This window comes from Geobacter sp. OR-1, from assembly GCF_000813145.1.
GTDB lineage: Bacteria > Desulfobacterota > Desulfuromonadia > Geobacterales > DSM-12255 > Geoanaerobacter.
This window is the reverse complement of the sequence record NZ_BAZF01000006.1, coordinates 1-26,427: the sequence shown is the minus strand read 5'-3', so window position 1 is coordinate 26,427 and position 26,427 is coordinate 1. Positions and strand designations below refer to the sequence as shown.

Below are 26,427 nucleotides of genomic sequence, written 5' to 3'. Positions count from 1 at the left end.
TGTTGGCGCTTGTGAGATTGTATTATAAAAAAACATGGTTTGATTATTTATGAATGTTCAGGAGGTCGGGCATGCTTAAGAATATCGGTTTTTTGGGTTTGGGTACTGTAGGGCGCCACATGGCTGCAAATCTCACCAAGGGCCATTATGAGCTTTCAGTATACGACTCAGACCCATTTGTGGTTGCAGAACTGAGCAAGCTTGGAGCTACTGCTGCCGCCAGCCCCAAGGAAGCGGCAAAGGGTAAGGATCTGGTTATTCTGATCCGACCGGAGAAAGAGCGGCTGCGCCCCGATATTTACGGGCCTGACGGGGTCTTTGCCGGGATCGATGCCGGAACTATTCTGGTGGATATGGGGACGCATTCACTCGAAAGCACCCTTGAGATGGCGGAAGAGGCCGCAAAGCATCGTATCATGTTTCTTGATGCGCCGGTCTGGGGGACAAAAGAGCATGCCGCCAACGGCCTGCTGACTATCCTGACTGGTGGTGATTCGGCACTGGTAGGGAGATGCCGGGAGCTCTTTTCTTATTTCGGGCTGAATATAGTCCATGTGGGAAATGTCGGTGATGCAACCAAGATGAAATTCATTGTCAACCTGGTTCAGGCCGAGTTGATTCAGGCGCTTGCCGAGGGGCTTGTGTTCGGCGAGAAGATGGGGTTTGCTGCCGACAAGATTCTTGAAGTGCTCGATTCCGGCGGCGTTGCCTCGCCGCTGTTCCATTCAAAGGGGAGAAGTATTGCCAGAGGTGATTTTACCCGGAACCTTGCCCTCAAGTATGTGAATGAGCAGCTTGAACTGGTGATGGAGGCTGCCGCCAAAGTCGGCCTTACTCTGCCGGGCGCTGAGTCGGCGCATTCCCTGTATGCCCAGGGGGTTAAGGATGGCCGGGGCGAGGAGGATTTTTCCTCGGTTATTAAAGTCCTCAGGAAATAAAATCGGTTGATAGGCAACACGGTTGTTTTGAAAATGGGATCCGTTGCCGGATCCCATTTTTCGTCATTCTCTCGTGAGCAGCGCCACGTTCTCGATATGGCTGGTCTGGGGAAACATATCCACCGGTTGAACCTTTATTGTCCGGTAACCGAGCCGGGAAAGGATATCGAGATCCCGGGCCAGCGACCATGGCGAGCAGGAAACGTAGATGATTCTCACCGGTTTCAGCTTTGCCGCTTCATTAAGCACCTTTTTATCGCACCCCTTGCGCGGCGGATTCAAAACGATCAGGTCCGCATTTTCCCATTCTTCCCTGATTTCAGCCAACAGCTCTCCCGCATCCCCTGACGCAAAGCTGCAATTGTCAATTCCGTTCATCCTGGCATTTTTGTCGGCATCCTGAACCGCTTCCTCAACAACTTCAATGCCGATGATCTCTCCAGCGCCGGCAGCCAGAAACAGTGCTATCCCTCCGATACCGCAGTAAAGGTCGATCACCCTCTCTTTGCCGGTCAATTCCCCCCAGGCGGCGACCTGATCGTAAATTATTCCTGCAGACCCGCTGTTGACCTGTAAAAATGAACGGGGTGACACGGCCAGCCGTACCTTACCAATCTGGGAAATGAGAGCATGCTGTTTTGTAAGAAAATGAAATTTGTCACCAAGAATGGCATTCCCGGAAGAAGCGTTTTCATTCTGGACCATGACAGTGACTTTGGGCACTGCCGTCTGAACATGCCGGCTAAGATGGTGGATTTCGTTGAAGCTTCGGAAGGCAGTCACAAAGATCACCATTGCCTGCTCGCCGTCATCAGAGACCCTTATGACCAGATACCTCAGGAGTCCGCTCCCGGTCGTCGGAGAATAGACCTGGATCTTGCCGCGGGTAATGCCCTCTTTAACTGCCGCAATTATGGTGTTAATCAGGGGATGGTGCAGCGGGCAACCTTCAATATCGACGACATCATGACTGTGTCTCCGGTAGATCCCGATCTTTGGCGAACGGAATGTGCCGCCAATGATAAGCTTGGCCGCTGTCCTGTAGTGAAGCGGATTCGGCGACGGTATGACGCTGCTAACCGGAATGTCTGCGAGGCTTCTGTACGCGGAAAGACACCTGGACACCATATCCCGTTTGATTTCCAGTTGTGATGCGTATTCGAGCAGTGCCAGCTGGCAGTTGTCGCAAACCTTGCACAGGCCGGACGGTTGAGTCGTCCGGAGCAGGGGGGAGGGCTTCAGCAGTTCCAGGCAACGACCGGTAAGGGTCTGTTTTCCGATGTGCGTTATTAGTACCCGTGCGGCTTCTCCGGGGAATGCCCCGGATACTCTCAGCTTCCTGGCCCCCCAAGTGGCCACGCCATACCCTTCTTCGTCTATGGCGGAAATTGCCAGATCAAGCACAGATCCGGGCCTGAGTTTATCGTTTTCCTGGTGTCGATTCTTTACTGGTGGTTTTTTCATCCCTTCACTAAACAGCAATTACCGTTTTATGTCAATCTTCAGATGTGTGTGTTGGTATTTGAGTCGTTTAGTGAATCGACTGTGTATAAAACATAATCACCATAAGAAGGTGTCTGTTTGCGATGATGAAATATCGGGCATGCAACTGACTGAAAATGCAGCAGATGCTAAAATAGTCAGCATGAAGTGCTTCTGCTGGCGCATTATGTGCATTTAATGTGCACTTTAGTGACGCATGCAGCAATTTAGTTGTTAGCGGGTTGCAGCCATGTGCCTATAAATACATCACGGAGGATATTGTATGACTATGCAGCTCGACGAGAAATTGGAAGGAATCTATCAGGACGTTCTCAAAAGAAACCAAGGTGAAGTGGAGTTCCATCAGGCTGTCCGCGAGGTTCTCGAATCACTCGGACCGGTCATGGTTAAGCATCCGGAGTACATGGAACGGAAGATTATCGAGCGTATCTGTGAGCCAGAGCGCCAGATCATTTTCCGGGTACCCTGGCAGGACGACAAGGGTCGCGTACATATCAACCGCGGATTTCGCGTTGAGTTCAACAGCGCCCTTGGCCCATACAAGGGTGGTCTCCGTTTCCATCCCTCCGTTTACCTCGGCATCATCAAGTTTCTCGGCTTTGAGCAGATTTTCAAAAACTCGCTCACCGGAATGCCGATCGGCGGCGGTAAGGGCGGTTCTGACTTTGATCCCAAAGGGAAATCCGATGACGAAGTAATGCGTTTCTGTCAGAGCTTCATGACCGAACTGTATCGCCACCTCGGCGAGCATACCGACGTCCCAGCCGGTGACATAGGGGTAGGCGGACGCGAGATCGGTTACATGTTCGGCCAATACAAGCGGATCACCAACCGTTACGAGGCCGGTGTGCTGACCGGTAAGGGGCTCAACTGGGGCGGTTCCCTGGTTCGTCCGGAGGCTACCGGTTACGGTGCAACATTCTTCATCAATGAGGCATTAAGGGTCCGGAAGGATACTTTTGAAGGTAAAACCTGCCTTGTTTCTGGTTCCGGCAATGTTGCCATCTACACCATCGAGAAGATTCATCAGCTCGGCGGCAAGTGCGTTGCCTGTTCCGATTCCAATGGCGTCATTTTCCATGAAAGCGGACTCGATCTCAATCTGATCAAGCAGCTTAAAGAGGTGGAGCGTCGTCGTATTCAGGATTACACCCAGTACCACAAGGACGCCAAATACGTTGCAAACGGCAATATCTGGGAGATCCCATGCCAGGTTGCCATGCCGTCCGCAACCCAGAACGAGATCAATGGCAAGGATGCCAAACTGCTGGTCAAGAACGGCTGTATTGCCGTGGGCGAAGGCGCTAACATGCCGACTACTCCGGAAGGGGTAAAGGTATTCCTCGACGCCAAGATTGCCTATGGCCCGGGCAAGGCTGCCAATGCCGGCGGCGTTGCAACTTCCGCTCTGGAAATGCAGCAGAACGCCAGCCGCGATTCCTGGACCTTTGAGTTCACCGAGAAAAAACTTGAAGGCATCATGGTCGGCATCCACAACAATTGCTACGCTACATCTGAAGAGTATGGCGCACCGGGCAATTACGTCCTTGGCGCCAACATCTGCGGGTTTATCAAGGTTGCCGATGCCATGGTGGCCCACGGCCTGATTTAATCCTGTAGGAACAGAATATATTCGTTGAGTTATGCGGGGTGCCGTTTTCGGCACTCCGCTTTTTTTCGTAATTACATGTGCAGGTCTTAAGTATTCTCTGAGATAGGAATTGACAAAATCCCCTGAAAATTGTATACAGTATCCGCTTAACCGTCTGCAATTCGTTAGGAAATCACCTGAAAAGACACGTAGTTCAGGATCAATCAATCAGAGGAGGATGACCGCATGATCGAAGCATATCTCGCCCACGAAGCCGAGCGCAAGGCCCAGGGAATCCCGGCATTGCCGCTCAACCCGGAGCAGACCACAGGTCTCTGCAAGCTGCTGGAAGCACCCCCTGCCGGAAAAGAAGAGTTTCTGCTCAATCTTTTGAAGGAGCGCGTATCTCCCGGCGTTGACCCTGCTGCCGAAGTAAAGGCCGGTTTTCTCGCCGAAATTATCAAGGGGACCAAGAAGTCGCCGCTGGTAAGCCGCAAGGATGCCGTACAGATTCTCGGCACCATGCTGGGCGGTTACAATGTTACCCCGCTGGTTGATGCCCTTAAGGACGCCGAGCTGGCCGAAGGTGCCGCCAAGGCCCTTTGCGGCATGACCCTGGTCTATGACGGCTTCGATAAGGTCCTGGAACTCTCCAAGTCCAATGCCGCCGCCAAGAAGGTCATGGAATCCTGGGCCAATGCCGAGTGGTTCACCAATCGCCCCAGTCTTCCCGAGACCATCAAGGTCAAAGTTTTCAAGGTCGAAGGCGAGATCAACACCGACGACTTCTCCCCGGCCGGCGATGCCTGGAGCCGCCCCGACATCCCGCTGCACGCGCTGGCCATGGGCAAGACCCGCTTCCCGAACCGTCTGAAGACTATTGCCGAGTGGCGCGCTGCCGGCAATCAGGTGGCATTTGTCGGTGACGTCGTCGGCACAGGCTCCTCCCGTAAATCTGCCTGTAACAGCGTTCTCTGGCACATGGGCCAGGAGATCCCCTGTGTTCCCAACAAGAAGACTGCCGGTGTCATCATCGGCGGCGTCATTGCCCCGATCTTCTTCAACACCGCCCAGGATTCCGGCGCTCTGCCGCTCAAGGCCGACGTCACAAAGATGAACGACGGCGATGTCATCACCATCAACACCAAAAAGGGTGAGATCACCAACGAGAAAGGGGAGGTCATCTCCACCTTCAAGATCGCCCCAAACACGCTGGCCGACGAGTTCCGCGCCGGTGGCCGGATCCCGTTGATCATTGGCCGCGCCGTAACCGAGAAGGCCCGCAAGGCCCTGGGACTCGGTGCAACTGATGTCTTCACCCTGCCGGTCAATCCCGCTCCCAAGGCTGATCAGGGCTACTCACTGGCCCAAAAGATGGTCGGCAAGGCCTGCGGCGTTGCCGGTATTCTCCCCGGTACTGCCTGTGAGCCGAAGATGACCACGGTCGGCAGCCAGGACACCACCGGTCCGATGACCGCCGATGAGCTCAAGGAACTGGCCTGTCTCAAGTTCCTGTCGCCGATGTTCATGCAGTCGTTCTGCCACACCGCCGCCTATCCTAAGCCGGCCGACGTGAAGATGCACAAGAACCTCCCCAAGTTTATCACCGACCGCTGCGGCGTACCGCTGAAGCCGGGTGACGGCGTCATTCACTCCTGGTTGAACCGCCTGCTTCTCCCCGATACCGTCGGTACCGGCGGCGATTCCCACACCCGCTTTCCGATCGGGATCTCCTTTCCGGCCGGTTCCGGTCTGGTGGCCTTTGCCGGCGCCATGGGGTTCATGCCGCTCGACATGCCGGAATCTGTCCTGGTCCGTTTCAAAGGTAAGCTGAACCCGGGCATCACCCTGCGCGACGCGGTTAACGCCATTCCGTTCTGGGCCATCAAACAGGGGAAACTGACCGTGCCCAAGAAGAACAAGATCAATATTTTCAACGGCCGCATCCTCGAGATGGAAGGTCTGCCTGACCTGACCGTTGAGCAGGCGTTCGAGCTGACCGACGCCGCTGCCGAACGTTCGGCTGCTGCCGGCTGCATCCAGCTCTCCAAGGAGAGCGTGGCGACGTATCTCCGTTCCAATGTGGCCCTGATGAAGCAGATGATCAAGGACGGTTACCAGGATGCCAAGACCCTGCAGAACCGGATCGATGCGGTTAACGCCTGGCTCGCCAAGCCCGAACTGCTCGAAGCCGACAAGAACGCCCAGGCAACCGGTGCCTATGCCGACGTGATAGAGATCGATCTAGCCGAAATCACCGAACCGATTCTGGCCTGCCCGAACGATCCGGATGACGTCAAGCTCCTCTCCGAGGTAGCCGGCACCCCGATCCAGGACATCTTCCTCGGTTCCTGCATGACCAACATCGGTCACTTCCGTGCTGCCGCCGAGATCTGGCGCGGCCTGAAGTTTAACCCGAACGTTCGCACCTGGATTTGCCCGCCGACCCGCATGGATCAAGCCAAGCTCAAGGACGAAGCCTACTTCTCAGTCTATAGCGCCTTTGGCGCCCGGATCGAAATCGCTGGCTGCTCGCTCTGCATGGGCAACCAGGCCCGCGTGCCCGACGGCGTGAACATGTTCTCCACCTCGACCCGTAACTTCGACGACCGGATTGGCGATGGTGCCAAGGTGTTCCTCGGTTCCGCCGAACTGGGCGCGGTTACCGCCACCATGGGCAAGCTCCCGACGGTTGCCGAATTTATGGCAGTCTACAAGGAGAAGGTTGAGCCGAAGAAGGAAGCTATTTACAAGTACCTGCAGTTCGATGAGATGCCGGATTATAAGTAAGCCTTTGTTATGAAAGGCTTAAGGCTGAAAGGCTGACGGCATAAAACGATAAACCCCCGTTCGGGCTTGCCTGTACGGGGGTTTATCTATTAAATGCCTTCTGACTTTCCGTAGTAATGGCCCCTGGTCCCCGGGGAATCACTGATGTTTACTGACTTGAACCGTAAAGTTTGTGCCAGCACAGCTTCGATCCATTATAAAATATAATGTAATGTCATTTTGCAACGGAGCACCGATGAAAAAAAAACTCCGGATCTGCCAAGAAATCCCAGGATCGGCCGGCAAAAATAAGCCCTGTATCCGAAACGGAATCCGATGATATTAACCTGTGGCACGAACCTTTAGTGCATGTATTTCTGGTTCTTATCACCGGCTTTCTCGTCTACTTCAATACCATCACCGCCCCGTTCATGTTTGACGATTTCCCTTATTTAGCGAACAACCCGGCTGTCAAAAACTTCAGTTTTTTTACCGATACCCACCAGGTTCTCCGGCTCGGAATACCTGCTGACGTCCAAAACAACTTTATCCTGCGGCCCGTTTCCTATTTTACCTTTGCCTTGAATTACGCCCTCCACGGACTTGACGTGCGGGGATACCACCTGACGAACCTGATCATTCACATCGGCAACGCACTGCTCGTCTATCTCCTGCTCTTCCTCATGTTACAGACTCCTTCAATGGCAACGGAGGCAGAGGAGAAACCTGCCGTTGCCCTGACAAAATACCGTTACCTGCCATTATTCTGTGCCTTGTTATTTGTCTGCCATCCCCTGCAAACCCAGGCTGTAACCTATATCATCCAACGCTTCAGTTCACTAGTTGTCCTGTTTTATCTCGGATCTCTGGTCATGTATCTGAACAGCAGGCTTGCGACAGCGGCGACTCCCCGAATCACATGGTATCTTCTGGCGCTTTTCTCTTGCGTACTTGCGATGAATTCCAAGGAGAATGGATTCACCCTTCCGGTCGTCATCGCACTGATTGAGTTCATGTTCTTTTCCGGGGACATCGGCAAGAGAGTTGTTCGACTGGCGCCATTCATCTTGACCATGGCGATCATTCCCATAAATCTCATGTTTCTCGCTACCGTGGCAAAGCCGGCAGAAAGCGACCTCCTGGTCGACTCGATCAATCTGGTTAATTTTCGCGGTGTCTCATCATGGGAGTACCTGATGACCCAGTTCGGGGTCATCACCAAGTATCTTCGCCTGCTGGTTTTGCCAATCGCTCAGAACCTTGATTATGACTACCATCTTCAGCGTTCCTTTTTCAGCGTTTCGGTGCTGTTGCCCCTTTGCCTGCTTCTGACAATCCTCGGAGCCGGGATCTATATTGGCTTCCGGTCAAGGGATCGTCGGCAGCCTCAATTTCAGGTCTACAAGCTCATCGCCTTCGGTGTTTGCTGGTTTTTTATTGCCCTGGCAGTAGAATCCAGTGTCATCCCGATCGATGATCTGATTTTTGAACACCGGGCATACCTGCCGTCCGTAGGCTTTTTCATCGCAATCATTGCCCTGGCAACAGCAGCCTACGGTCACCGAACAGGGAAATCCATTTTTGAATCCAAAACTGCCACCATGTCCCTGATCGTGGTCGTGATATGTCTGACTGGCGCCGGCATTGCCAGGAACAGTGTCTGGGCGGACAAGGTAACCCTATGGCGGGATGTGGCCGATAAGAGTCCGAATAAAGCCAGGGTTCACCATAATTTGGGTGTGGCCCTGACCGAACGGGGTGACCTGGAGATTGACGACAGGATCACCAGGGAGGATGTCAAACTCAAATTTAGGACTACCGGAAATGAAGCAATAGAGGAAGGGATCAAGGAGTTCCGTACTGCGATACGGCTCAGACCTGGGTTTGTATTGGCGCATATTTTCCTGGGTAACGCCTTGAAAACTCTGAAACGGTACGATGAAGCAACAACAGAGCTGATGACTGCCGCCCAACTGAACCCCAAGAACCCTCTTCCGCATATTATTCTCGGGGAACTGCATGAAGATCTAGGCGAGTCTGACAAGGCCAGGAGTGCCTATTCTAAGGCGATTACACTCGATCCGATGTTCCCGCTGGCTCATTTGCGCCTCGGAAGGCTTTATGCCCGGGAAGGGCTGCTTACCGATGCCATAACGGAACTGGAAAAATCTGTGCAACTGTATCCTGATCAAGCAATTGAGAGTAGTATTGCCGAGTTGAAGGGCAAAGTAGGCAGGCTATGAAGAGCACCGTCGTGGTGCTGTTCAGGATGTTGCTTCCATCTGATGCATGATCCGGTCATACTCCCGACCGGCCGCAGTCTGGGCAGCAAGGCGGTGTTGGTTGATTTCGTTGAAATTATCGGCCAGGGCTTCAATCAATTTTACATCGAGTGATTCGCTTTTCCCCATGCTGTTCAGCACCGACATGACTGCTTCAGGGGTCATCCCCTTGCGGTAAGGACGATCTTCGGTAATGGCGGTGAAGACATCGGCAACCGCCATGATCCGTGCCCCCATGGTAAGATCGGCCCTTTCCAGATGGAACGGATACCCCTTGCCGTTCAGATATTCATGATGGAACGAACACCAGGAATTAATGGTTTCCATGTCGCTGATCCGCTCCAGGGTGCGGTAGGTGTAATAGGGGTGGGAACGGATAATATCGCGTTCCTGGGGGGTCAGTACCCCCGGTTTTTCCAGAATTTCCGTTGGTACGGCCAGTTTACCCAGATCGTGCAGGAATCCCGCTACCTTCATCTTTTCGCATTCCGTTTCCGAGAAGCCGACCATTCGAGCCAGTACCGATGCACTGGCGGCAACGCCGCTGGAGTGGGTGGCAGTGAAGCGGCTCCTGAAATCGATGATTTCCGAAAACACCTGTCCCAGGCTCAGGATGCCGTCCAGATCCAATTCGAGGGTTTCCAGGCTTACCCTGCGCTTCAGCAAAGAGCTGACCGTGGGCGAAATCAGATCGAGCCAGAAATACTCCTTCTCCGCCAGCTTCAGGAATGCCTGGGCCACGTCCGGCATGAACATCACACCAATCTGCTGTTCGACAGACTGGCAAATTCGTTTTGTTTGCGCGAGGACCGGCTTATTTTTATTCAGCAGCACCGCCACCCGGTCAGCCAGGTGCAGGATATGACTGCCGACCGGCACCGCCATCCCCTGAAAAGAGTTGCCGCTACCATTTCCCCAGTTGACGTGGTGGAAGTGGATCAACTCTGCGGTCTCGGCAAGCGGTTTAAAATCGCTCAGAAGCAGCCAGCCGATTTCGGCATGCCGATGCGGGTTGACCAGTTCGAAGTTCATGGTATTGAGTCGTTCCTGGCACGACAGGGCGCCGATGTCGTGAAGCTTCCCGGCCATAAGCAGGTTGTAGCGCTGTCGATGGGGGAGTTCCAGCTGGCTGCCGACAAGATAAGCAATGTAGCCGACCATGGTGTGGTGGTTGACCAGATCCGAATTAACCATATCAATGACATCGGAGAGACAGGAAATCAGGTCAAACAGAGGGATGTGAAAATCTTTTCTAACCAGCATACGGCCTTCTTTCTGTTGTTGGACCGCATCGGTAGAAACTTGTTGCCAGATTATGCCGGTTCATCCTAAAAACATGTCCGATCATTTTGAGATAACAACCAAAACCCACCCGGAACCGGGTCTTATTAAAACTCTGCCTCGATTGCCATGGCAGTTTTCCAGTTACACTTCCGAATAAAATAAATGTACATTGATGACGGCTTATGTCAAGCGGCTTGCGTCTTGTCAGAGATAGTTAGTGTAATAACCGAAAGGATCATGTCATGCCCGAACTACCCGAGGTGGAGATAACCCGTCGGCGCTTGGAGCCGCTGCTAAAGGGAAAGCAATTCGACCGGGTCGTGCTGCGGACTCCCAAGCTGCGGCTGCCGATACCGCAGGAGCTGAAAACGGAACTACGGGGCCGGATCGTACAGAGTCTGGGCCGGAGGGGGAAATACCTCCTGCTGTTCTGCGACAGCGGCTGCCTTGTCATTCACCTGGGGATGACCGGCTTCCTCCGGTTGGTTGGGGCAGATACCCCGCCAGGTGGATACGATCATCTCGATTTCATATTTACCGACGGTCAGATACTCCGGTTCCATGACCCGCGCAAATTCGGCACCATCCTCTGGGTTACTGGCGACCCGTTGCACCATCCGCTCATAGCCGGGATTGGACCCGAGCCGCTAACCGACAGCTTCAACGGCGGCTATCTTTATGAAATGAGCCGCAATCGCCGGGTGGCTGTGAAGCAGTTCATCATGAATGCCGCCATTGTTGCCGGGGTCGGAAACATCTATGCCAACGAAGCGCTGTTTCAGTCCCGGATTCGGCCCGACCGGGCTGCCGGAACAATGATAGCGGAGGAATGCGACCGGCTGGTACAGTCTATCAAGGAGGTGCTGGCCGGATCTCTGGAAACCGGTAGCACCTACCGGGTGGCAGAGGAAACCGTTGCCTATCATCCCCTGGATTTCAGAGTCTATGGCCGTGGCGGTGAACTGTGTCGAACCTGCGGGACTGTCTTGGAGTCGCTCCGTATCGGGAACCGGAGCACGGTTTTTTGCAGCAGTTGCCAGTGGTAGCGGGAAAGGAAGGGGGCCGGTCACAGTCTGATCAACTGCGCCGGCCCTGATGTAAATCGCGGGAAGCTGTCAATAGGCCCAGTAAGGGCCGGTTCCCAGGCTGGAGGAGGTGCCGTTGATACCGACGTAGACGGTTCTGCCGAGGAAAAACGGGAGCCCCCAGTCAAACCCTCCGGCCATGCTTCCCCCTAGTTCGGAGAAGACGGAGTTGTCGGTGCTGAACAGATAGCTTGCGTTCCCGACACTGAAGTAGACCGTGCCGCTTGGCGAACCGGTGTATCCCTTGTTGACCGCTGAGAGGCTTACCGTAGATGCGGGGCAGAACCAGCCGGAATAATAATGAGACCCGCAGTCGGGGACCAGCGACGATTGCGATGTGAAGAACAACCCGTTCGATCCGGTATCGATGAAGCTGGAGTAGGTGGTCCCCTGGAAGGATGTGTAAAACTCGGCGTATTGGTTTGCCTGGTACCTGGTGACCGCTGCCGGCGTATTGTTGGCTTTGGTGCCGATCCCCAGGACCAGCGAGCCGTTCACGGATCTGGTTCCTCCTGCTGACACAGCAGGAAGCTGTACAATGACGCCGTTGTTGTCTTCCGGAAGACGTGCAACCGGGTTGGTTACCTGCTTGACAAGGGGGGCACTCGCGCCGCCGCAACTTGTTCCGCTGCAACTGAAGTACATGCCGTTGCCGGCGGTGCCGGTGCAGTCGGAGCCGCAGTCCTCGGCAAAGAGGCCGACCCCCAGTATGCCGTTGTATCCCGCGGCGACCGGGTCGCTATCGGCGTTGTAGCATGAAGCCGGAACAGAGCCGAACGAGGCGTTGATCACCTGGATCGGCACCTGAACTCTAGGTTCGCCGCCGAGAACGACGTCTGCCATCCTTACCGGTCCCCAGAGCGATGATCCGTCCCCGAACTGAACGCATTCCGCCAGTGATCCGCTGCCGCTGGCCACCGGAGTGAGGGAAACCGAGGGGAGGGCGCTCTCGAAGATCCGCAACCCGTAGCTTCCGGTATCCAGCAGGATGTCGTTAACGGTCTGGCAGGCCGAACTGCCCGGGGAGCAGACCGTTACGCTCACGCACGGCTTATTGACATAGGAGCCGGAGGTGCTGGCGGAGCAGAGCGAGCCGTTGACAGTGACGGTAAGGATATTTTGGGTGGAGTTGCTGCCAGTAGTGCTGTCGCCGGTATTTGAGCCGTTGCCCGTTGTCGTACTGCCGCTGCCGCCAGATGTACCACTGCCGCCGTTTGCTGTCGTACTCCCGCCTGTAGATGTGGTATTGCTGCTGAAATTCGACATGGTGCTGGTCGATGAACTGGCGCTGCTCTTGGTGCCATCCGATCCGCCGCAGCCGCTTATCAACGCCATGAGTACGAGAGGAATCAGGAACTTATCTGATTTCATCGATCACCACCCCCGACGGGACCAGAGCCGGGGCATAGGCTCTTCCCTGCAGATTCCTCATGTGTCCCCATTTTTCGACAATTACCTGGCTTGATTCCACTTTCTGGCGCCTTAATCCCCTTTTGCGCGGGGTTTGTTTCAATGCCGACTGATACTCGCCGGCATAAGAGCCGAGCAGGGCATTGAGATCCGGGTGTACCCTGCCGTTCCAGGATACGGCAAAGACGACGCCGGCCGGTGACACATACTCCCGCACCGTGGTAGCATCGGATCCGATCTCCTGAACCGTATAGCCGCTCCGGACCGTGGTCGCACGCTGCACTGCCCGGAGGGCCTTGCGATCCGAAGCAATAGAGCCGGCGCTGTCTCCGAGCGCTGCCCCGGCTTGGCGAGCGGGCATAGAAAACGATATTGCCGCGGCTATCAGTACCACCAGGCCGCATGTTCTTCTCATTATCATAGGTAATTTCTCTCCGAATGCGTCAAGGCATCTGACAATTGGTCGCGATTCATCACATCCCAATATACAAATTATCAATAAAATGTGGAAGGATTATGAATGAAACATGAAAACTACGGGGAGCAGGTTATTCGATCTTTTTCCCAGCCAATCCGGCGGCATAGAAAATCCCTAAGGATATAACTATGGTGGAGGACGCAACAGTGTAAGCGAGGTTCCTTCCCTGAAACAGTTCCTCGAATTCCTGAACGGTTTCACTGAGAACCATATTCAGTTTGCCTCCCATTCTTTCCATCTCGTGCCTGAACTTCTTGGAGTGCTGATAGTCGTACACCATATTGCTGTCACTGTCAGCCGGTTCGGCGGCATTGACATAGATGGCGATTGCCGAACCCAGGCCAGCCACCAGTATAAACGCTGCCAGCAGGTATAAACGTATTTGCACTCTTGGCTGATCTGAAGTCACGGTTGAATCCCATGCGCCTAAAACTGAGAGTCTGACGATCGGCACTCCATAACGAGATTCAGCTCAAAGCATCGCCAGTGTTTGCTGGCGCCAGGTTACTGAATATCCCTTAACATGACAAGCAAAAAACCCGTCCGGATCTACGTGAATGAGGCTTGCAATTGCCCATTACTTGACACTCCACCTACACCCGTTACTCTCTTTATGAAGATCCTAATCTGAATTTCCCCGTCCTACGGGATCGAAATCCTGCCAAGGAGAATCATCATGAAGAGAATCGCTTTCGCAATACTCGCACTGCTGCTCTTCGGCACCCCGGCATTCGCCGGACTCGACGATTTCCTCTCCAATCTCAATATCCAGGCGCGGACCGATCTGAACGGCTTTTCCGCCCGGGTCAGCGCCCAGTTCGGCGTTCCCGAGCTGCAGGTCCGGACTGTTATCAACACGGTCAAGGAGCCTGCCGACGCCTTCATGGTCTTCCAACTCGGGAAAATGACCAGGCAGCCGCCCGAAACGGTCGAGCGGGTTTACCAGGCCAACCGTGGTAAAGGGTGGGGGGTGATTGCCAAGGAACTCGGCATTAAGCCGGGATCGAGAGAGTTCCATGCCCTGAAGCGCGGCGATTTCGAGCTGAGCGGCGCTCCGGCTAGTTCCGGAAAAAGCCACGGCAAGGGAAAAGGGAAGGGACACAACAAGTAACATCACTAAGGGGCAATCTGCAGCTGTTTGCCCGTTTAATCTGTATTGATGAAGAACCGAACCGGAGAGAACGCCATGCATCTCGTCCAGATACTGCTCCCACTCTACGACAACGGCGGCGATCCGTTCCCGCTGGCCGAATATGCGCGGGTGCGGGACGAACTGGCGGAGCGGTTCGGCGGGATCACCGCCTATGTCCGGTCACCGGCCGAGGGGCTGTGGCAGGAGACCCCCGGCACAACGGTACGGGATGATATCGTCATCTATGAGGTAATGACCGAACTGCTGGACAAGGGGTGGTGGCGGGGATACCGTGAACAGCTCTCGGCCCGGTTTCGCCAGGATCTGCTGATCGTGCGGGTGAGCGAGGTCCAACTTCTGTAATGGCGGGATCGGCAGCATCTTGTTCTTCCTCGCCGGTCAGTAAAAGAGATACCAGGCGTCCAGGAAGAAGAACAGCCATCCCGAGCAGGAAACCAGTCCGATGTACCAGAGATAGTGTCTTTTGGTCAAAGAAGCGACTGATGACAGCATGATGGCAATCTGCAGAAAGATCAGGCTGTAGCCGAAATTCCCCGCCATGGATTGGGCCTTTTCCTTGCTCTGCGACAGGTTCTCCGCCTTGGCCTTGATCTCCTTCTTTTCTACCTCGTAACGCTTGATCTGCCCGCTATAATCGGCAATGGTCTGCCGGAATCTTTCTGCTGCGGCCTTGTTCAACGCCGGGCCGCCGGCCAGGAGTTCCAGCTCCAGCCGCTCCTTCTGGATCTCGTAAGTATGTCCCTTGATGCTCTTGGCCTGGTAGTAGGCCCACTGGTTGCTCTCCTGCCCCTGCATCATAACGGCGCGTGAGGAATATTTCCCGACGTAGAGAGTGGTGATTGCCGCCAAAACGGCCATGACTGCGGTGGACAAGGCCAGCGCGCTCATCCAGCGTTCTTTCTGTTCTGCCATGGTGTGTCAACCTCTTGGTAAAGTGAATATTTCTGTGGAAAGATAAACCGTTAACGCGAATATTTCAAGTTTGGATGGAGCTGTGTTCAAGATAACGAGCGGAATCACCCGAAGCGGTAGATCAACCTGCCGTCTTGGTACAGTTCGATCGGGCCGTCCTGGGATACCTTGATTACCTTGCCGAAGAACGAGGCGGCACAGGCTGCTGTGGTGCGTCCGCCGCCGGTTACGACCTCGCGCGCATGGGATGTGTCGATTATGAACCCGGTCTCCATGAGTTTTCCGGCCCGGTTGAATATGGTCATGCCGTCGGAAGAAAGTATCCGGAGCAGAGTGCCGGCCTGTTTCAGTTCACTGATGTGCCGCCCCTTCACCCGGCTGATCAGAAACCTGCCGATGGCATCATCGCCGCCCACATACCCCTTTTTCAGCTTGTCGAGATTGCGGGCCGTGCCGTTGTAAATCAGGATCACGGTTCCGTGCCTGATCTTGGAGAGGGCGTAAACCGTCCAGAGCAGGTCGTCGGCAGACGCGTCGTCAATGCTTCCCTTCAGGAACGACCGGATAATGTCCGGGTCGAATATGGCCCAGACCCCTTTGCGGCGGACAAGGAGCTTGTCCGGGGTGGTCATGATCTCGATCTCGGATGATTCGTTTACCTTGACTGCAAACGAACCCGCTCCCGCGCTTCTGACTATGGAGAATATGCCCCGGTGCGTGAGCCGTTCGACTTCATTGGTTTCTTCCGAGCTGCAGGTCCTGATGACGCCGGTCACCTGCATCAGAATATTGGCAACGAAAAAGAGGTTGTTGCCGTCGATGAAGCGATAGGTTAGGGGGTTGGCAAAGAAATCGGCAGAGATGGCATGTGAAGGTTTGAGGGTGATCATGGTATGCTTCCGGTAACGGAGCAGCTTGTTCAGTTCCGGAAGAGTGGTCCGGTGTACGATGAAGCCAGTTGTGGCCGGCTTGTCTTCGTAACGCTGATAGGAAAGGTTTTTCAGGAGCTGAACCAGCTGCTGGATGGGCCAGAACCCCTTTTTACTGTCCCCCCTGAGAGACCGGGCAACCGTGATATCCATGATTGAGGCGAGCAGCGCGGTCCGGAAATGCGCGGCATAACCTTCCTGCCGGAACCCTTCATAAAGCGCGGCAAAAGCGGTCAGGAGCTCTCGGCAGAACCGCTCTTCCGAGCCGGTAAAACTTAGATGCGACCGGTATGCGGTAAAGGAGTAAGGGTGATCTTCAATGGCAACGGCCCTGGTTATGGTAAGCCGGTCATCGGGGAGACTGCCGCATTCCCCGGCCACCAGATCAACCTCGGCGCCCCCCAGAAAAGAGCTGATGTTCCCTTTTATGGCATCGAAAACAGTAATCGGCATGACCGCTCCGTCCGGATGTTTGGCTGAATTTTAACAGTTATTGCACAAAGGGCAAACCGGGTTGTGCGGGCGCGGCGGGGGGATCCGGATCTGGATGGCATTACAGTCCGGAGCTGCTACAGGAGATAATCCTTTACGATCTGCAGCATGCCGCCGGTTTCCTTTGCGGCTGCGGCATTGCGTTCGTCCTGGGATAGCAGATGCTTCAGATGACGGCGTGCCTTTTTCCGGTTGCCGGCTATGGTCTCCGTCATTTTACAAAGGATGCCGACCGGGAGTCCGTTCCGGTAACCTTCAACGAGTTTCGCAATCTCTTCGCTCTTTCTTTTTTCGGTCCAGGTGCTGAACTCCGCAGCACCCAGGTCATTATTCTGAAAAAACATGAAACCTCCCAAATTCGGTAGTTGTCCGGAACAGGCGACATCGTACTGAAAGAGTGCGGTTATGTCCAGAATTTTGACCGTTATTTTGCCGACATCTTAACATACATGTAGATTATCAGCAGGAATGGAAATGACGAAAAAGCCGCTTCCAGATTCCCTTTGAAGAGCGAGAAAGTCGCAAAGCAGATTACTGCCGTTGCGAACAGGAGAGTCAGTAAGGCGGGGATTTTTTTCATGCTGAGGCCACCGGAAGGGTCATCGCAGGAGTCTCAACTTTACCCGGAGCCGTAGAATGGCCTGACCATGCAACTGGCAGATCCGCGACTCCTTCAGGTTCATTACTTTGCCGATCTCTTTAAGGCTTTTATCCTCATAATAGTATCGGGACACAATTTCCTTTTCTTTGTCCGGAAGCTCGCCAATCGCTTCCTGGAGCCGGTCCGCTGTCTGTCTGCGGACGATCTGGTCGTGCGGGCCGTCATTCGAGACATCTTCAATCAGGTCCAGCAACCCGAAAGTGGCGCCTTCATTGTCTTCCCACGAATTGTCGAGGCTTACCACGGAAAGGTAACGGACGTCATCAAGCAGGCAGAAATAGTCCTCAAGGCTCATCCCCATAGACTCGGCCACTTCATCGCTCGCGGGGTCTCTGCCGAGCTGATGTTCAAGTTCGGCGAATTTTGTCTCAAGCAGTTTGAATTTCTCGCGCAGTGATCTGGTCAGCCAATCCTGGGCCCTGAGTTCGTCCAGTATTGTCCCCCTGATGCGCTGTTCGGCAAAAGAGATAAACTGAACCCCCCTGGTGGGATCGAAGCGGTTTGCTGCCATGATCAGGCCAATTACCGCCGCACTCATCAAGTCGTCCCGGTCCAGGTGCGGAGGGAGGTGTGCGGCAATCTTCCGGGCAATCCTTCTGGCATGGTTCAGATGGGCGACGATCAGCTCATCGCGTACCTGGTTTCCTGCTTCGGGATTGTCTGAAGTTTCCTGGGTCATTTCTGCAAGCCTTGAGTCGAGGTCCGAAAATGAATATGGGTCGATTATACCAGTGAATCAGACAATTGATATAGCGCATCAGTGATAATGGCGCACGGTTTGGGGCGCCAGCCGGCCGGTGCGCTTATAGGGCCGAATTAAGGGTATCCCTCAGTTCCGACAGCTTGTAAGGTTTCTGTATGAATCCGGCCATACCTTTGCCGGCAAACCTCTGGTTGATTTCATGTTCGTTGTAGCCGCTGGAAATGATCACCTTGACGTTAGGGTCGAGCTGCTGCAGCTCAAGCAAGCAGTGTTCACCATCCATGTGGGGCATGGTCAGATCCAGAACAACCACGCCGATGTCTCTTCTGGTCTTGAAGACGGTAATGGCTTCCCTGCCGTCATTGGCCGTTAGCACTTCAAATCCCAATTCCTTCAGCATCTCGGAGCCGATGTCCCGTACCGTCTCCTCGTCGTCGACCAGCAGCGCAGTTCCGCTTCCCTGCCATAAACCATCATTGGCCTCATTGTGGCATTGCTCGGCCGGCTGGGTACAGATCGGGAACAGGACTTTGAAGCTGCTTCCCTTGTCCGGTTCGCTCTGAACTCTGATGGTCCCTTTATGGCCGCGGATGATGCCCAGGACAGCAGCCATCCCCAGGCCGCGGCCGGTGAATTTGGTGGTGAAGAAGGGATCGAAGATCTTGCCCAGCGTCCCCTTGTCCATGCCGCAGCCGGTGTCGGCAACTTCCAGAAAGACATAATTACCTTCGGGAATCCGTTCTGGCATCCATGCCTCTTTCAGGTACTCTTCATTGCAGTTTAGGCAACCGGTAGTGATTGCGATGACCCCGCTTTTGTCCCCGATCGCTTCAGAGGCGTTGATAACCAGGTTCATGATGATCTGGCGGATCTGGGTGGCGTCGGCCTCGACCGAAGGGAGGGGTAGGGTAAGGTGATAGCGCAGGATCGCCTTCTTGGAGATGGAGACCTCCAGCATATGCCCCATCTCTTCTACCAGGCGGTTCAGATCGATGTATTCGATCACGAATTTACCTTTGCCTGAGTAGGCCAGCATCTGCCTCGCCAGGTCCGCTGCCCGTGCCGCGGCATTCTCGATCCGCTGCAGGTTCTCCAGAACCGGCGATTCCGGGTTGAGCCTCATCAGTGCCAGCTCGGCGTTGCCGATAATGGTGGTGAGGATGTTATTGAAATCGTGGGCAATGCCGCCGGCCAGCACACCGAGGCTTTCCAGCTTCTGGGTATGAAGCAGCTGCTTTTCCATGTTCAGCCGCTCTGCCTCGGATCTCTTCCGCTCCAGCAGGCGCCACATCCCCTCCATCAACAGGGTCAACTGTTGAACATCCGTATTGTCATACGGTTCTGTCTTGTTGCCGACGCCGGCTACCAAGACTATGCGGGAGCCGACAAAGACCGGGATGTTCATATGACGGCTGATCGGGACATGCCCGTCCGGATGTCCTTTCTTGTACGGGCTCGGTGCCGGATAATCGTTGGTTATTATCGGCCGGCGCTGTCGTACCGCTTCACCCCACAGGCCGGTATTTTCAATCGGATAGACTATCGGCTTGTCGATGATTTTACATTCCGCCATTGCTGTTCTCGACCAGGAGTGCATGGTGAGAATGCTCTCGTCTTCGCTCATGAACGCCAGATACCCCAGGGCGCTTTTGGTCAGGCGTACCGCCTCCTCCAGGGCAAAATCGGTGAGTTCCTTAAGCGAAGCCTCGGTCATCTGATTCAGTTTCAAAAGCACCAGGGTCCGTTCCGAATTGAGTATCAGAGTCTCTGCGGCCCGCTTTCGCTCGGCGATCATCCATACTGAATCCATGAACAATTTCAATGTCATGACATCGGCGTCCGAATAATCGGTCTCCTTGTTGCCGACACCCACAACTGCAGTGATAACGCCATCCTGTATCAGCGGGATGGTAAGGAATCGCTTGAGCGGTACATGGCCATCCGGCAGTCCCTTTTTCTGCGGATGGGCGGCCTGAAAATCATTGAGCAGGATCGGCCTGCGCTGGCGTACCGCCTCACCCCATATACCGGTGTTGTCCAGATCGTAAACCGTCTTCTGTTCCAGTACAGTGCATTCTTTCATTACACCCTTTGACCAGGTGTTAAGGGTGAATTGCCGTTTCTGTTCGTCATAGAAATAAATATACCCGATCCTGCTTTCGGTAATCCTGATTACCTCGTCCAGAGCATGATCCAGGAACTCGCCTTCATTTGTGAAAGGGTACTGGGTAATGTTATACAGGGTGGACATCAGTTTTTCGCTGGTTCTGATCTCCTCTTCGGCGCGTTTTTGATCGGAAATATCCCGGGCAATGCCGAGATACAGCATTGCTCCGTCACTATCCCGGTATGGCGTGCCGTTGGCGATGAAAAGGCTCCATGAGCCATTGGCATGCTTGACCCGATACGGCGGGCTGGTTGCGCCTTGGCCGGTGGTAAGAACCTGTTGCAGATAGCCGGTGCAGGGGAGGACGTCGTCAGGATGGACGAACGGCGGGAATTCCCTGCCGATTACCTCGCTGACAGGATAGCCGAAATGCTTTTCCCAGGCCGGAGAGACAAACCGGAATACTCCGGCGCTATCAAGCACGAAGATCACATCGATCGAGCTGTCAACGAGGGTACGATAACGCATTTCGCTGGTGGCAAGTTCCCGGGTTTTGCTCTTGATCGCTCTTTTCAGCCCCCAGAGCCAGATGATCAATCCCCCTATGATTGCAGCGATGCCGCTGAGCAGGTACATGACATACCTTACATAGTGGGCATTGTTGAGCGTTCTTCCCATCCAGCGCACATCGATTGCCTGGTATTCTTGCGGAGAGATTGCCGCAAAGCCGTTTTCCAGGGTCGTTAGAAGTGCCGGATTCCCTTTGGCCACCGCTCGGTGAAACTCACCTGTGTACAAAGGCTCAGTAGACCGGAATTGGTCATGGAGCTTGAACTTGTGGAGATAATAGAGTGCGGGGGGGGCATCTACGGTGAATACCTTTACCTTGCCATCGCGGACCGCTTCGATCAGCTTTTCATAGCTCGGATACTCGGCAATCGTGGTGACGCCATGTTTTTTCAGCACCTCAATGACGTTGTCGCCGGCTTTGGCTGCCACCAGAAACCCGTTGAGATCATCCGGCCCACGGATTCCGGCAATGTCCTTGTGGAAAAAGAGCGGTACCTGCAGGCGCGCATATGGTTTGCTGAAGGCATACTGCTGCTCGCGTTCGGGGGTGCGGAACATTGTGTCGATGACGTCAAATTCACCTGCCGCCATCCGGCTTTTGGCGTCTTCCCAATCCACCCCGGTCAACTCAACAAGGATACCGGTCTTTTTCTCCCATAACCGCCACTGGTCGATGGTAATCCCCTTCAGGTTGCCATGGTCGTCTTTGAAGACATAAGGGGGATAATTGTTGTCCATTACCACGCGGATAACCGAATAACCCGGTATAGCAACGGATTCACCTGATGCGGCGGCAAACAGGAGAGACAGCATGACAAGCAGCAGTATCACCTGCCACCTGTTCCGGCAGTGACTGGTCGCTTGAGTCGCCATTGACACGGAAGTCATGGCTCTTGCACCTTGAAGGCCTTTATAAGCACCTCTTTTAACTCCGAAAGTTTGTAAGGTTTCTGGATGAACCCGGCCGTACCTTTGCCGGCAAACCTCTGGTTGATCTCATGTTCGTTGTAGCCGCTGGACATTATTACGCTAATGTCCGGATTCAGGTTGCGCAGCTCACGGAAGCATTGCTCTCCGTCCATCTGTGGCATGGTAAGGTCGAGGATGACAACGCCGATGTTGCTGCTCCCCTTGAATTTCTCCAGTGCCTCGACCCCGTCATTGGCTGTTATCACAGAAAACCCTAGCGCTCTCAACATCTCGGAGCCGATCGCCCGCACGGTCTCTTCGTCGTCTACCAGCAGCACCAGGCCGCTTCCCCGCCAGGTTTCCGCAGCATCGTTATCCAGCAGTTCAGTCGATCGCGCGCTTGCCGGCAGAAGCACCTTGAAGCTGCTCCCTTTTCCCTGCTCACTGTCGACCTTGATCGCCCCGTTGTGTCCCCGGACAATGCCCAGCACTGCCGCCATTCCCAGTCCCCGTCCAGTGAATTTGGTGGTGAAGAACGGGTCAAATATCTTTGTTTTGGTTTCCGCGTCCATTCCGCAGCCGGTATCGGCAACCTCCAGAAAAACATAGAGCCCTTGCGGTATCCGGTCAGTCAGCCACTCTTCCATAAGGTACGATTCGTCGCATTCCAGGCAGCCGGTTGTTATTGCCACCACTCCGCTGTTATCGCCGATCGCCTCGGAGGCGTTGATGACCAGGTTCATGACGATCTGGCGAAGTTGCGTGGCATCCACTTCGACAGTCGGTAGCGGGCGAGTGAGATTATAGCGCAGGATCGCTTTTTTGGAGATGGCGACCTCCAGCATGTGTGCCATCTCCTCCACCAGTCGATTCAGGTCTATCTGCTCCACCACGAACTTCCCCTTGCCTGAATAGGCCAGCATCTGCCTGGCCAGGTCCGCGGCGCGGCCGGCGGCTTTCTCGATCCGCTGCAGGTTCTCCAGAACAGGCGACTCCGGGTTGAGCTGCATCATGGCCAGCTCGGCATTGCCGATAATGGCGGTCAGGATGTTGTTGAAGTCGTGGGCAATGCCGCCGGCCAGCACGCCGAGGCTCTCCAGCTTCTGGGCGTGGAGCAGTTGCTGTTCCAGTCGCAGCCGGTCCTGTTCCTCGCGTTTTCGCTCGGTGATGTCGCGCACCACAGATAACAGGAATACCTTGTCTCCCAAGGGGAATGCATTGGTGGAAATTGACCCGGGGAACAGAGACCCGTCTTTTCTCCTGAAGGTGGCTACATAGTCGTAAATGTAGCCATGCGCAGTGACCATTTCCACAACATGCAGCCGTTCCTGTATATCTGCCCAGAGGCCGAGTTCTTCGGTTGTTCTGCCGATAATCTCATCCCGCGAATACCCGGAAAGCTTTTCGTTGCATTCGATGATCCGTCCGTCTTGGGCCTGGGTCAGAAAGATGGCGTCCTGGATGGTTGCAAACAGGGTCCTGAATTTGAATTCACTCTCTCGCAATGATTTTTCCGACCGGTTATGTTCGGTGATGTCCCTGACAAAGGCGAGAAATATCTCATATTCCGGAAGGAACGCCGTGCTGACCTCAACCTCGATTGCACTGCCGTCTTTGCGATAGTGCCTGGTCTCGAAACGGTCATATCCAGAATTCATTATTCTTGAGATGTGCGTTTGCAGCTGTCCGTTATCCTCAATGGCGTCGAAGTTGCGCAATGTTTTGGTGAGCAGCTCATCGTAACTGTAGCCATACATGAGGCAAATGGTCTTGTTGGCAGAGATTATCCTGCCTTCGGTATCAACCTCCCAGTAACCGTCCATCGAGGTATTGGTAAGGACTTCATATTTCCTGGATTCTTTCTGCAGAAGCAGTTCAGCGCGCTTACGCTCGGTGATGTCGTGGAGCGTGACAAATACCTGGTATGGGGATGCACTCCCCTCAGAAAACATGGGGATGGCGTTGATGGTCAACCAGACCCACGAGTTCCTGACAGTATTAAAGACCCCGGCAGTGAAATTCTTAACCGGCTGGCCGGTGTGCAGGGCAACCATTGAGGGATGATGTTCCGGTGGGAGTTCAGAGCCGTCCTCCCTGATTACACGCCAGGCAGGATCATAAGAGGTGCGCCCCATGAACTGATCCCTGGTAAGGCCGAACAGTTCCAGTGCTGCCGGGTTGACATCTATCAGCTCGCCGCTGGCCAGCTGATAGAATACCCCTTGCGGCATATTCTCGAACATGACCCGGTATTTTTGCTGCAGTTCAATCATGCATCGCTCCTAAGTATGCCTATCCTCGTCTGCTATGTCTGTTATTGGCCGGCCTGCTCTGCGTGTCTGATATGGGGAATGAATATTATCTTATCAAAATAGAAGAGATTATCCAGATAGGGAACGATCACTATCCCTGAAAATAATCGGCATCAAGCTGGATTAAGGATCAGAAATACCTGACTTCAGTACGGGGGGGGTGTTCAGCGGGTTACCGGGCACTGCAGGTGTCAACTTACAATTAGCGATTAGTGCGGATTATCGTCTTCATCGAAATGGTCGATGTATGTTTTTTTGTCGATTCGATCCAATCCGTGCGCAATAAGACGAAAACCGAACATCATCAGGACCAGCCCCCCAAATACGGTAGTTGCCGAATGACCGGCGAAACTGGCAATGCCGATAGTCATACTGACAATCCCCAGAACAGTACATTTTTTCTGCCTCTCTACCCCCTTGGAAGTGATCGAATATGAATAAAATTGGTAAAACAGTATGAAAAGCGGGACTAGGATTGCCAGTTCGATAATTGTCTGCATGAGGATTTGCTCCAGGTACAAATGACGTTTGTTTGACATCTGATTATGCCCAATCACTCTCATTAAAGCAAGGCGATATCTGGGGGAATCGTGAGCAGTTTATATATTCAGCCATGATCCTGGGTTTCTAATTCATGCATAAAAGTAAGTCAGGATATTTCAGTTGTGACTAAATTTTAGTCAGAGTAAACAATGTTTGATTAAAATTTACGCAAAAACCGTCTTGTCAATATTTGAAAGCTTTGCTAGGATTGCCGGCGCTCAAAATCCGGGTAATATAATCTTAGATAATATTTATGTTGATAGTGCCCACGAGAGGACACGCGAAATGCAACTGGTAGCATGTATCAAGCAGGTACCTGACACGACGCAGGTAAAGATCGATCCGGAGACGAACACGCTGGTGAGGGAAGGGATACCGTTCATCATGAATCCGTACGACACGCATGCCTTGGAAGAGGCGTTGCGGTTTCGGGACCGGTATGGGTTCAAGGTAACGGTAATATCCATGGGGCCGCCCAATGCCGAGGCGACCCTGCGCAAGGCGTTAGCATTGGGGGCCGACCGGGTGGTGCTGCTCTCCGACCGCTGCTTTGGCGGTGCCGACACCCTGGCCACCAGCCATGTATTAACTGCCGCCATCCGGAAGCTGAACGAAGAAGACGAAGTAGCGCTGATATTATGCGGCAAACAGACCATCGACGGCGACACCGCCCAGGTCGGGCCCGGCATTGCCACGCGTCTCGGCTGCATCCAGCTCACCCTGGTTGACAAGATCCTCGACCTTGATCTTGAATCCCGGCGATTGCGGGTCAGCCGCAAGCTCGAAGGGCGGCACGAGATCGTCGAAGCCCCGTTTCCGGCGCTGCTCACCGTAGTCCGGGAACTGAACCGGCCCCGGTATCCGACCGTACCGATGCGGCTGGCCGCTGCCGATGCCGCGGTCGAACTCTGGAACAACGAAGTCCTGCAGCTCGATGTCAACGAGATCGGTCTCAAAGGGTCGCCCACCTGGGTCGCCAAGATCTTCTCCCCCGAGCGGGACCAGGGCGAGATCATCGGCGACGGGATGAACGATCCCGACGGCACCGCCCGGCTCCTGCTCGACAAGCTGCAGGCCAAAGATTTATTGGCAGTATAAAAGTCGGTGAATAGTGAAAGGTGAATAGTGAAAAATGCCTTGGTTATATTCACCATTCACCTTTCACCATTCACGGTTTTTATTATGTTCACCATTCACAAAGGGAATTTGAAATGACCGAAGCGAAGAAACCGAAGAAACCCCGCGGCAAAGCGCGGCTGATCCCGGGCAAATGCATCGCCTGCGGGGCCCGGTGCCAGAGCGCCTGTCCGGTCAACTGCGTCGAGATGACCGACGCCGGCGAACCGGTCATCTTAAGCGACAAATGCATCGGCTGTTTGAAATGCATCAAAGTCTGCCCGGCCGAAGCATTAGAGATCCAGTTCACCCCCGAAGAGCTGGCCCTGCTTGAAGAGCTCGCCCGGCAGCAGGGTGGGGCGGTTGCCGAAGAAGAGCCCGACGACGAAGCAACGGCCCTGGCCGCCATGCTCTCCGCCTATCGCGGGGTCTGGGTCTTCATCGAACAGACCGAAGGCGAGGCGGCCAAAGTCTCCTGGGAACTGCTCGGCAAAGGGCGGGAACTCGCCGACGCCATCGGCGTACCCCTTTCCGCCATCGTATTAGGCGATCAGGTCGAACCGCTCTGCCATGAAGCCTTTGCCCATGGCGCCGACCGGTCCTACCTCATCGACGCCCCGGTATTAAAACATTACCGCACCGAATCATACCTGCGGTGCGTCTGTCACCTCATCGGTCAG

At 54.3% G+C, this 26,427-nt stretch carries 22 protein-coding genes; 9 read left to right on the top strand and 13 right to left on the bottom strand.

All coding sequences use genetic code 11. From position 1 onward, the window contains the following. Positions 1–71 precede the first annotated feature (71 nt). The gene (locus OR1_RS07680; RefSeq protein ID WP_041971090.1) at positions 72–938 is read left to right on the top strand and encodes an NAD(P)-dependent oxidoreductase; all 867 of its coding nucleotides are present in this window, start codon (positions 72–74) and stop codon (positions 936–938) included. 63 nt (positions 939–1,001) lie between these two features. Here the strand turns inward: OR1_RS07680 and rlmD are convergent, their stop codons facing one another. Further along, positions 1,002–2,402: a 23S rRNA (uracil(1939)-C(5))-methyltransferase RlmD gene (gene rlmD / locus OR1_RS07675; RefSeq protein WP_041971089.1), complete on the bottom strand. Its 1,401-nt coding sequence runs from the start codon at positions 2,400–2,402 to the stop codon at positions 1,002–1,004. A 301-nt stretch (positions 2,403–2,703) separates the two neighbouring features. Between rlmD and gdhA the strand changes: the two genes are divergently transcribed. From gdhA to OR1_RS07660, 3 genes are all read left to right on the top strand, one after another. Beyond that, on the top strand, positions 2,704–4,053 hold the full coding sequence (gene gdhA, locus OR1_RS07670) for an NADP-specific glutamate dehydrogenase (protein WP_041971087.1): 1,350 nt from the start codon (positions 2,704–2,706) through the stop codon (positions 4,051–4,053). Positions 4,054–4,278: 225 nt separating this feature from the next. Next, a complete protein-coding gene (gene acnB, locus OR1_RS07665; RefSeq protein WP_041971085.1) occupies positions 4,279–6,822 on the top strand; it encodes a bifunctional aconitate hydratase 2/2-methylisocitrate dehydratase in 2,544 nt (847 codons plus the stop codon). A 344-nt stretch (positions 6,823–7,166) separates the two neighbouring features. Beyond that, the gene (locus tag OR1_RS07660) at positions 7,167–9,044 is read left to right on the top strand and encodes a tetratricopeptide repeat protein (RefSeq protein WP_237754254.1); all 1,878 of its coding nucleotides are present in this window, start codon (positions 7,167–7,169) and stop codon (positions 9,042–9,044) included. A 21-nt stretch (positions 9,045–9,065) separates the two neighbouring features. On the opposite strand, the gene OR1_RS07655 is transcribed toward OR1_RS07660, so the two are convergent. After that, positions 9,066–10,346, bottom strand: coding sequence for an HD-GYP domain-containing protein (locus tag OR1_RS07655; RefSeq protein WP_041971083.1), 1,281 nt, complete (start codon positions 10,344–10,346; stop codon positions 9,066–9,068). A 263-nt stretch (positions 10,347–10,609) separates the two neighbouring features. On the opposite strand from OR1_RS07655, the gene mutM reads away from it, so the two are divergent. Beyond that, a complete protein-coding gene (gene mutM, locus OR1_RS07650; protein ID WP_041971082.1) occupies positions 10,610–11,413 on the top strand; it encodes a bifunctional DNA-formamidopyrimidine glycosylase/DNA-(apurinic or apyrimidinic site) lyase in 804 nt (267 codons plus the stop codon). 69 nt (positions 11,414–11,482) lie between these two features. Here mutM and OR1_RS07645 read toward each other — a convergent pair whose 3' ends face one another. The 3 genes from OR1_RS07645 to OR1_RS07635 form a co-directional block, all read right to left on the bottom strand. Then, entirely contained in the window at positions 11,483–12,823 is a 1,341-nt protein-coding gene (locus tag OR1_RS07645; protein WP_041971081.1) for a DUF3443 domain-containing protein, read from the bottom strand. Beyond that, positions 12,810–13,283 carry a DUF2844 domain-containing protein gene (locus OR1_RS07640; protein ID WP_237754253.1) on the bottom strand — a complete coding sequence of 158 codons (474 nt, stop codon included), beginning with the start codon at positions 13,281–13,283 and terminating at the stop codon, positions 12,810–12,812. Before OR1_RS07640 ends, OR1_RS07645 begins: the two co-directional genes overlap by 14 nt. A 127-nt stretch (positions 13,284–13,410) precedes the next feature. After that, positions 13,411–13,728 carry a hypothetical protein gene (locus tag OR1_RS07635; protein WP_152609841.1) on the bottom strand — a complete coding sequence of 106 codons (318 nt, stop codon included), beginning with the start codon at positions 13,726–13,728 and terminating at the stop codon, positions 13,411–13,413. A gap of 288 nt (positions 13,729–14,016) precedes the next feature. Here OR1_RS07635 and OR1_RS07630 point away from each other — a divergent pair, with 288 nt between their 5' ends. Both OR1_RS07630 and OR1_RS07625 read left to right on the top strand, forming a co-directional pair. After that, on the top strand, positions 14,017–14,451 hold the full coding sequence (locus tag OR1_RS07630; protein ID WP_041971080.1) for a hypothetical protein: 435 nt from the start codon (positions 14,017–14,019) through the stop codon (positions 14,449–14,451). Positions 14,452–14,526: 75 nt separating this feature from the next. Further along, complete coding sequence (locus tag OR1_RS07625; protein ID WP_041971079.1) at positions 14,527–14,835, top strand: hypothetical protein; 309 nt, start codon at positions 14,527–14,529, stop codon at positions 14,833–14,835. Between the two features lie 36 nt (positions 14,836–14,871). Here the strand turns inward: OR1_RS07625 and OR1_RS07620 are convergent, their stop codons facing one another. From OR1_RS07620 to OR1_RS07590, 8 genes are all read right to left on the bottom strand, one after another. Further along, positions 14,872–15,405 carry a DUF4337 domain-containing protein gene (locus OR1_RS07620; RefSeq protein WP_041971078.1) on the bottom strand — a complete coding sequence of 178 codons (534 nt, stop codon included), beginning with the start codon at positions 15,403–15,405 and terminating at the stop codon, positions 14,872–14,874. A gap of 104 nt (positions 15,406–15,509) precedes the next feature. Beyond that, positions 15,510–16,787, bottom strand: a complete 1,278-nt coding sequence (locus tag OR1_RS07615; RefSeq protein ID WP_041971076.1) for a hypothetical protein — start codon at positions 16,785–16,787, stop codon at positions 15,510–15,512. A gap of 116 nt (positions 16,788–16,903) precedes the next feature. Beyond that, a complete protein-coding gene (locus OR1_RS07610) occupies positions 16,904–17,170 on the bottom strand; it encodes a hypothetical protein (protein ID WP_041971075.1) in 267 nt (88 codons plus the stop codon). Positions 17,171–17,250: 80 nt separating this feature from the next. Next, positions 17,251–17,406 carry a hypothetical protein gene (locus OR1_RS22460; RefSeq protein ID WP_193377090.1) on the bottom strand — a complete coding sequence of 52 codons (156 nt, stop codon included), beginning with the start codon at positions 17,404–17,406 and terminating at the stop codon, positions 17,251–17,253. 19 nt (positions 17,407–17,425) lie between these two features. After that, positions 17,426–18,166 carry a sigma-70 family RNA polymerase sigma factor gene (locus OR1_RS07605; RefSeq protein WP_041971074.1) on the bottom strand — a complete coding sequence of 247 codons (741 nt, stop codon included), beginning with the start codon at positions 18,164–18,166 and terminating at the stop codon, positions 17,426–17,428. 124 nt (positions 18,167–18,290) lie between these two features. Further along, positions 18,291–21,755, bottom strand: coding sequence for a GAF domain-containing protein (locus tag OR1_RS21510; protein ID WP_082002861.1), 3,465 nt, complete (start codon positions 21,753–21,755; stop codon positions 18,291–18,293). Next, positions 21,752–24,049, bottom strand: coding sequence for a PAS domain-containing sensor histidine kinase (locus tag OR1_RS20675; RefSeq protein WP_052440321.1), 2,298 nt, complete (start codon positions 24,047–24,049; stop codon positions 21,752–21,754). Before OR1_RS20675 ends, OR1_RS21510 begins: the two co-directional genes overlap by 4 nt. Before the next feature lie 248 nt (positions 24,050–24,297). Next, positions 24,298–24,588: a hypothetical protein gene (locus OR1_RS07590; protein ID WP_041971072.1), complete on the bottom strand. Its 291-nt coding sequence runs from the start codon at positions 24,586–24,588 to the stop codon at positions 24,298–24,300. 328 nt (positions 24,589–24,916) lie between these two features. Here OR1_RS07590 and OR1_RS07585 point away from each other — a divergent pair, with 328 nt between their 5' ends. Next, a complete protein-coding gene (locus OR1_RS07585; RefSeq protein ID WP_041971070.1) occupies positions 24,917–25,729 on the top strand; it encodes an electron transfer flavoprotein subunit beta/FixA family protein in 813 nt (270 codons plus the stop codon). Positions 25,730–25,842: 113 nt separating this feature from the next. After that, a partial coding sequence (locus tag OR1_RS07580) for a 4Fe-4S dicluster domain-containing protein (RefSeq protein ID WP_041971069.1) occupies positions 25,843–26,427 on the top strand: 585 nt, incomplete at its 3' end.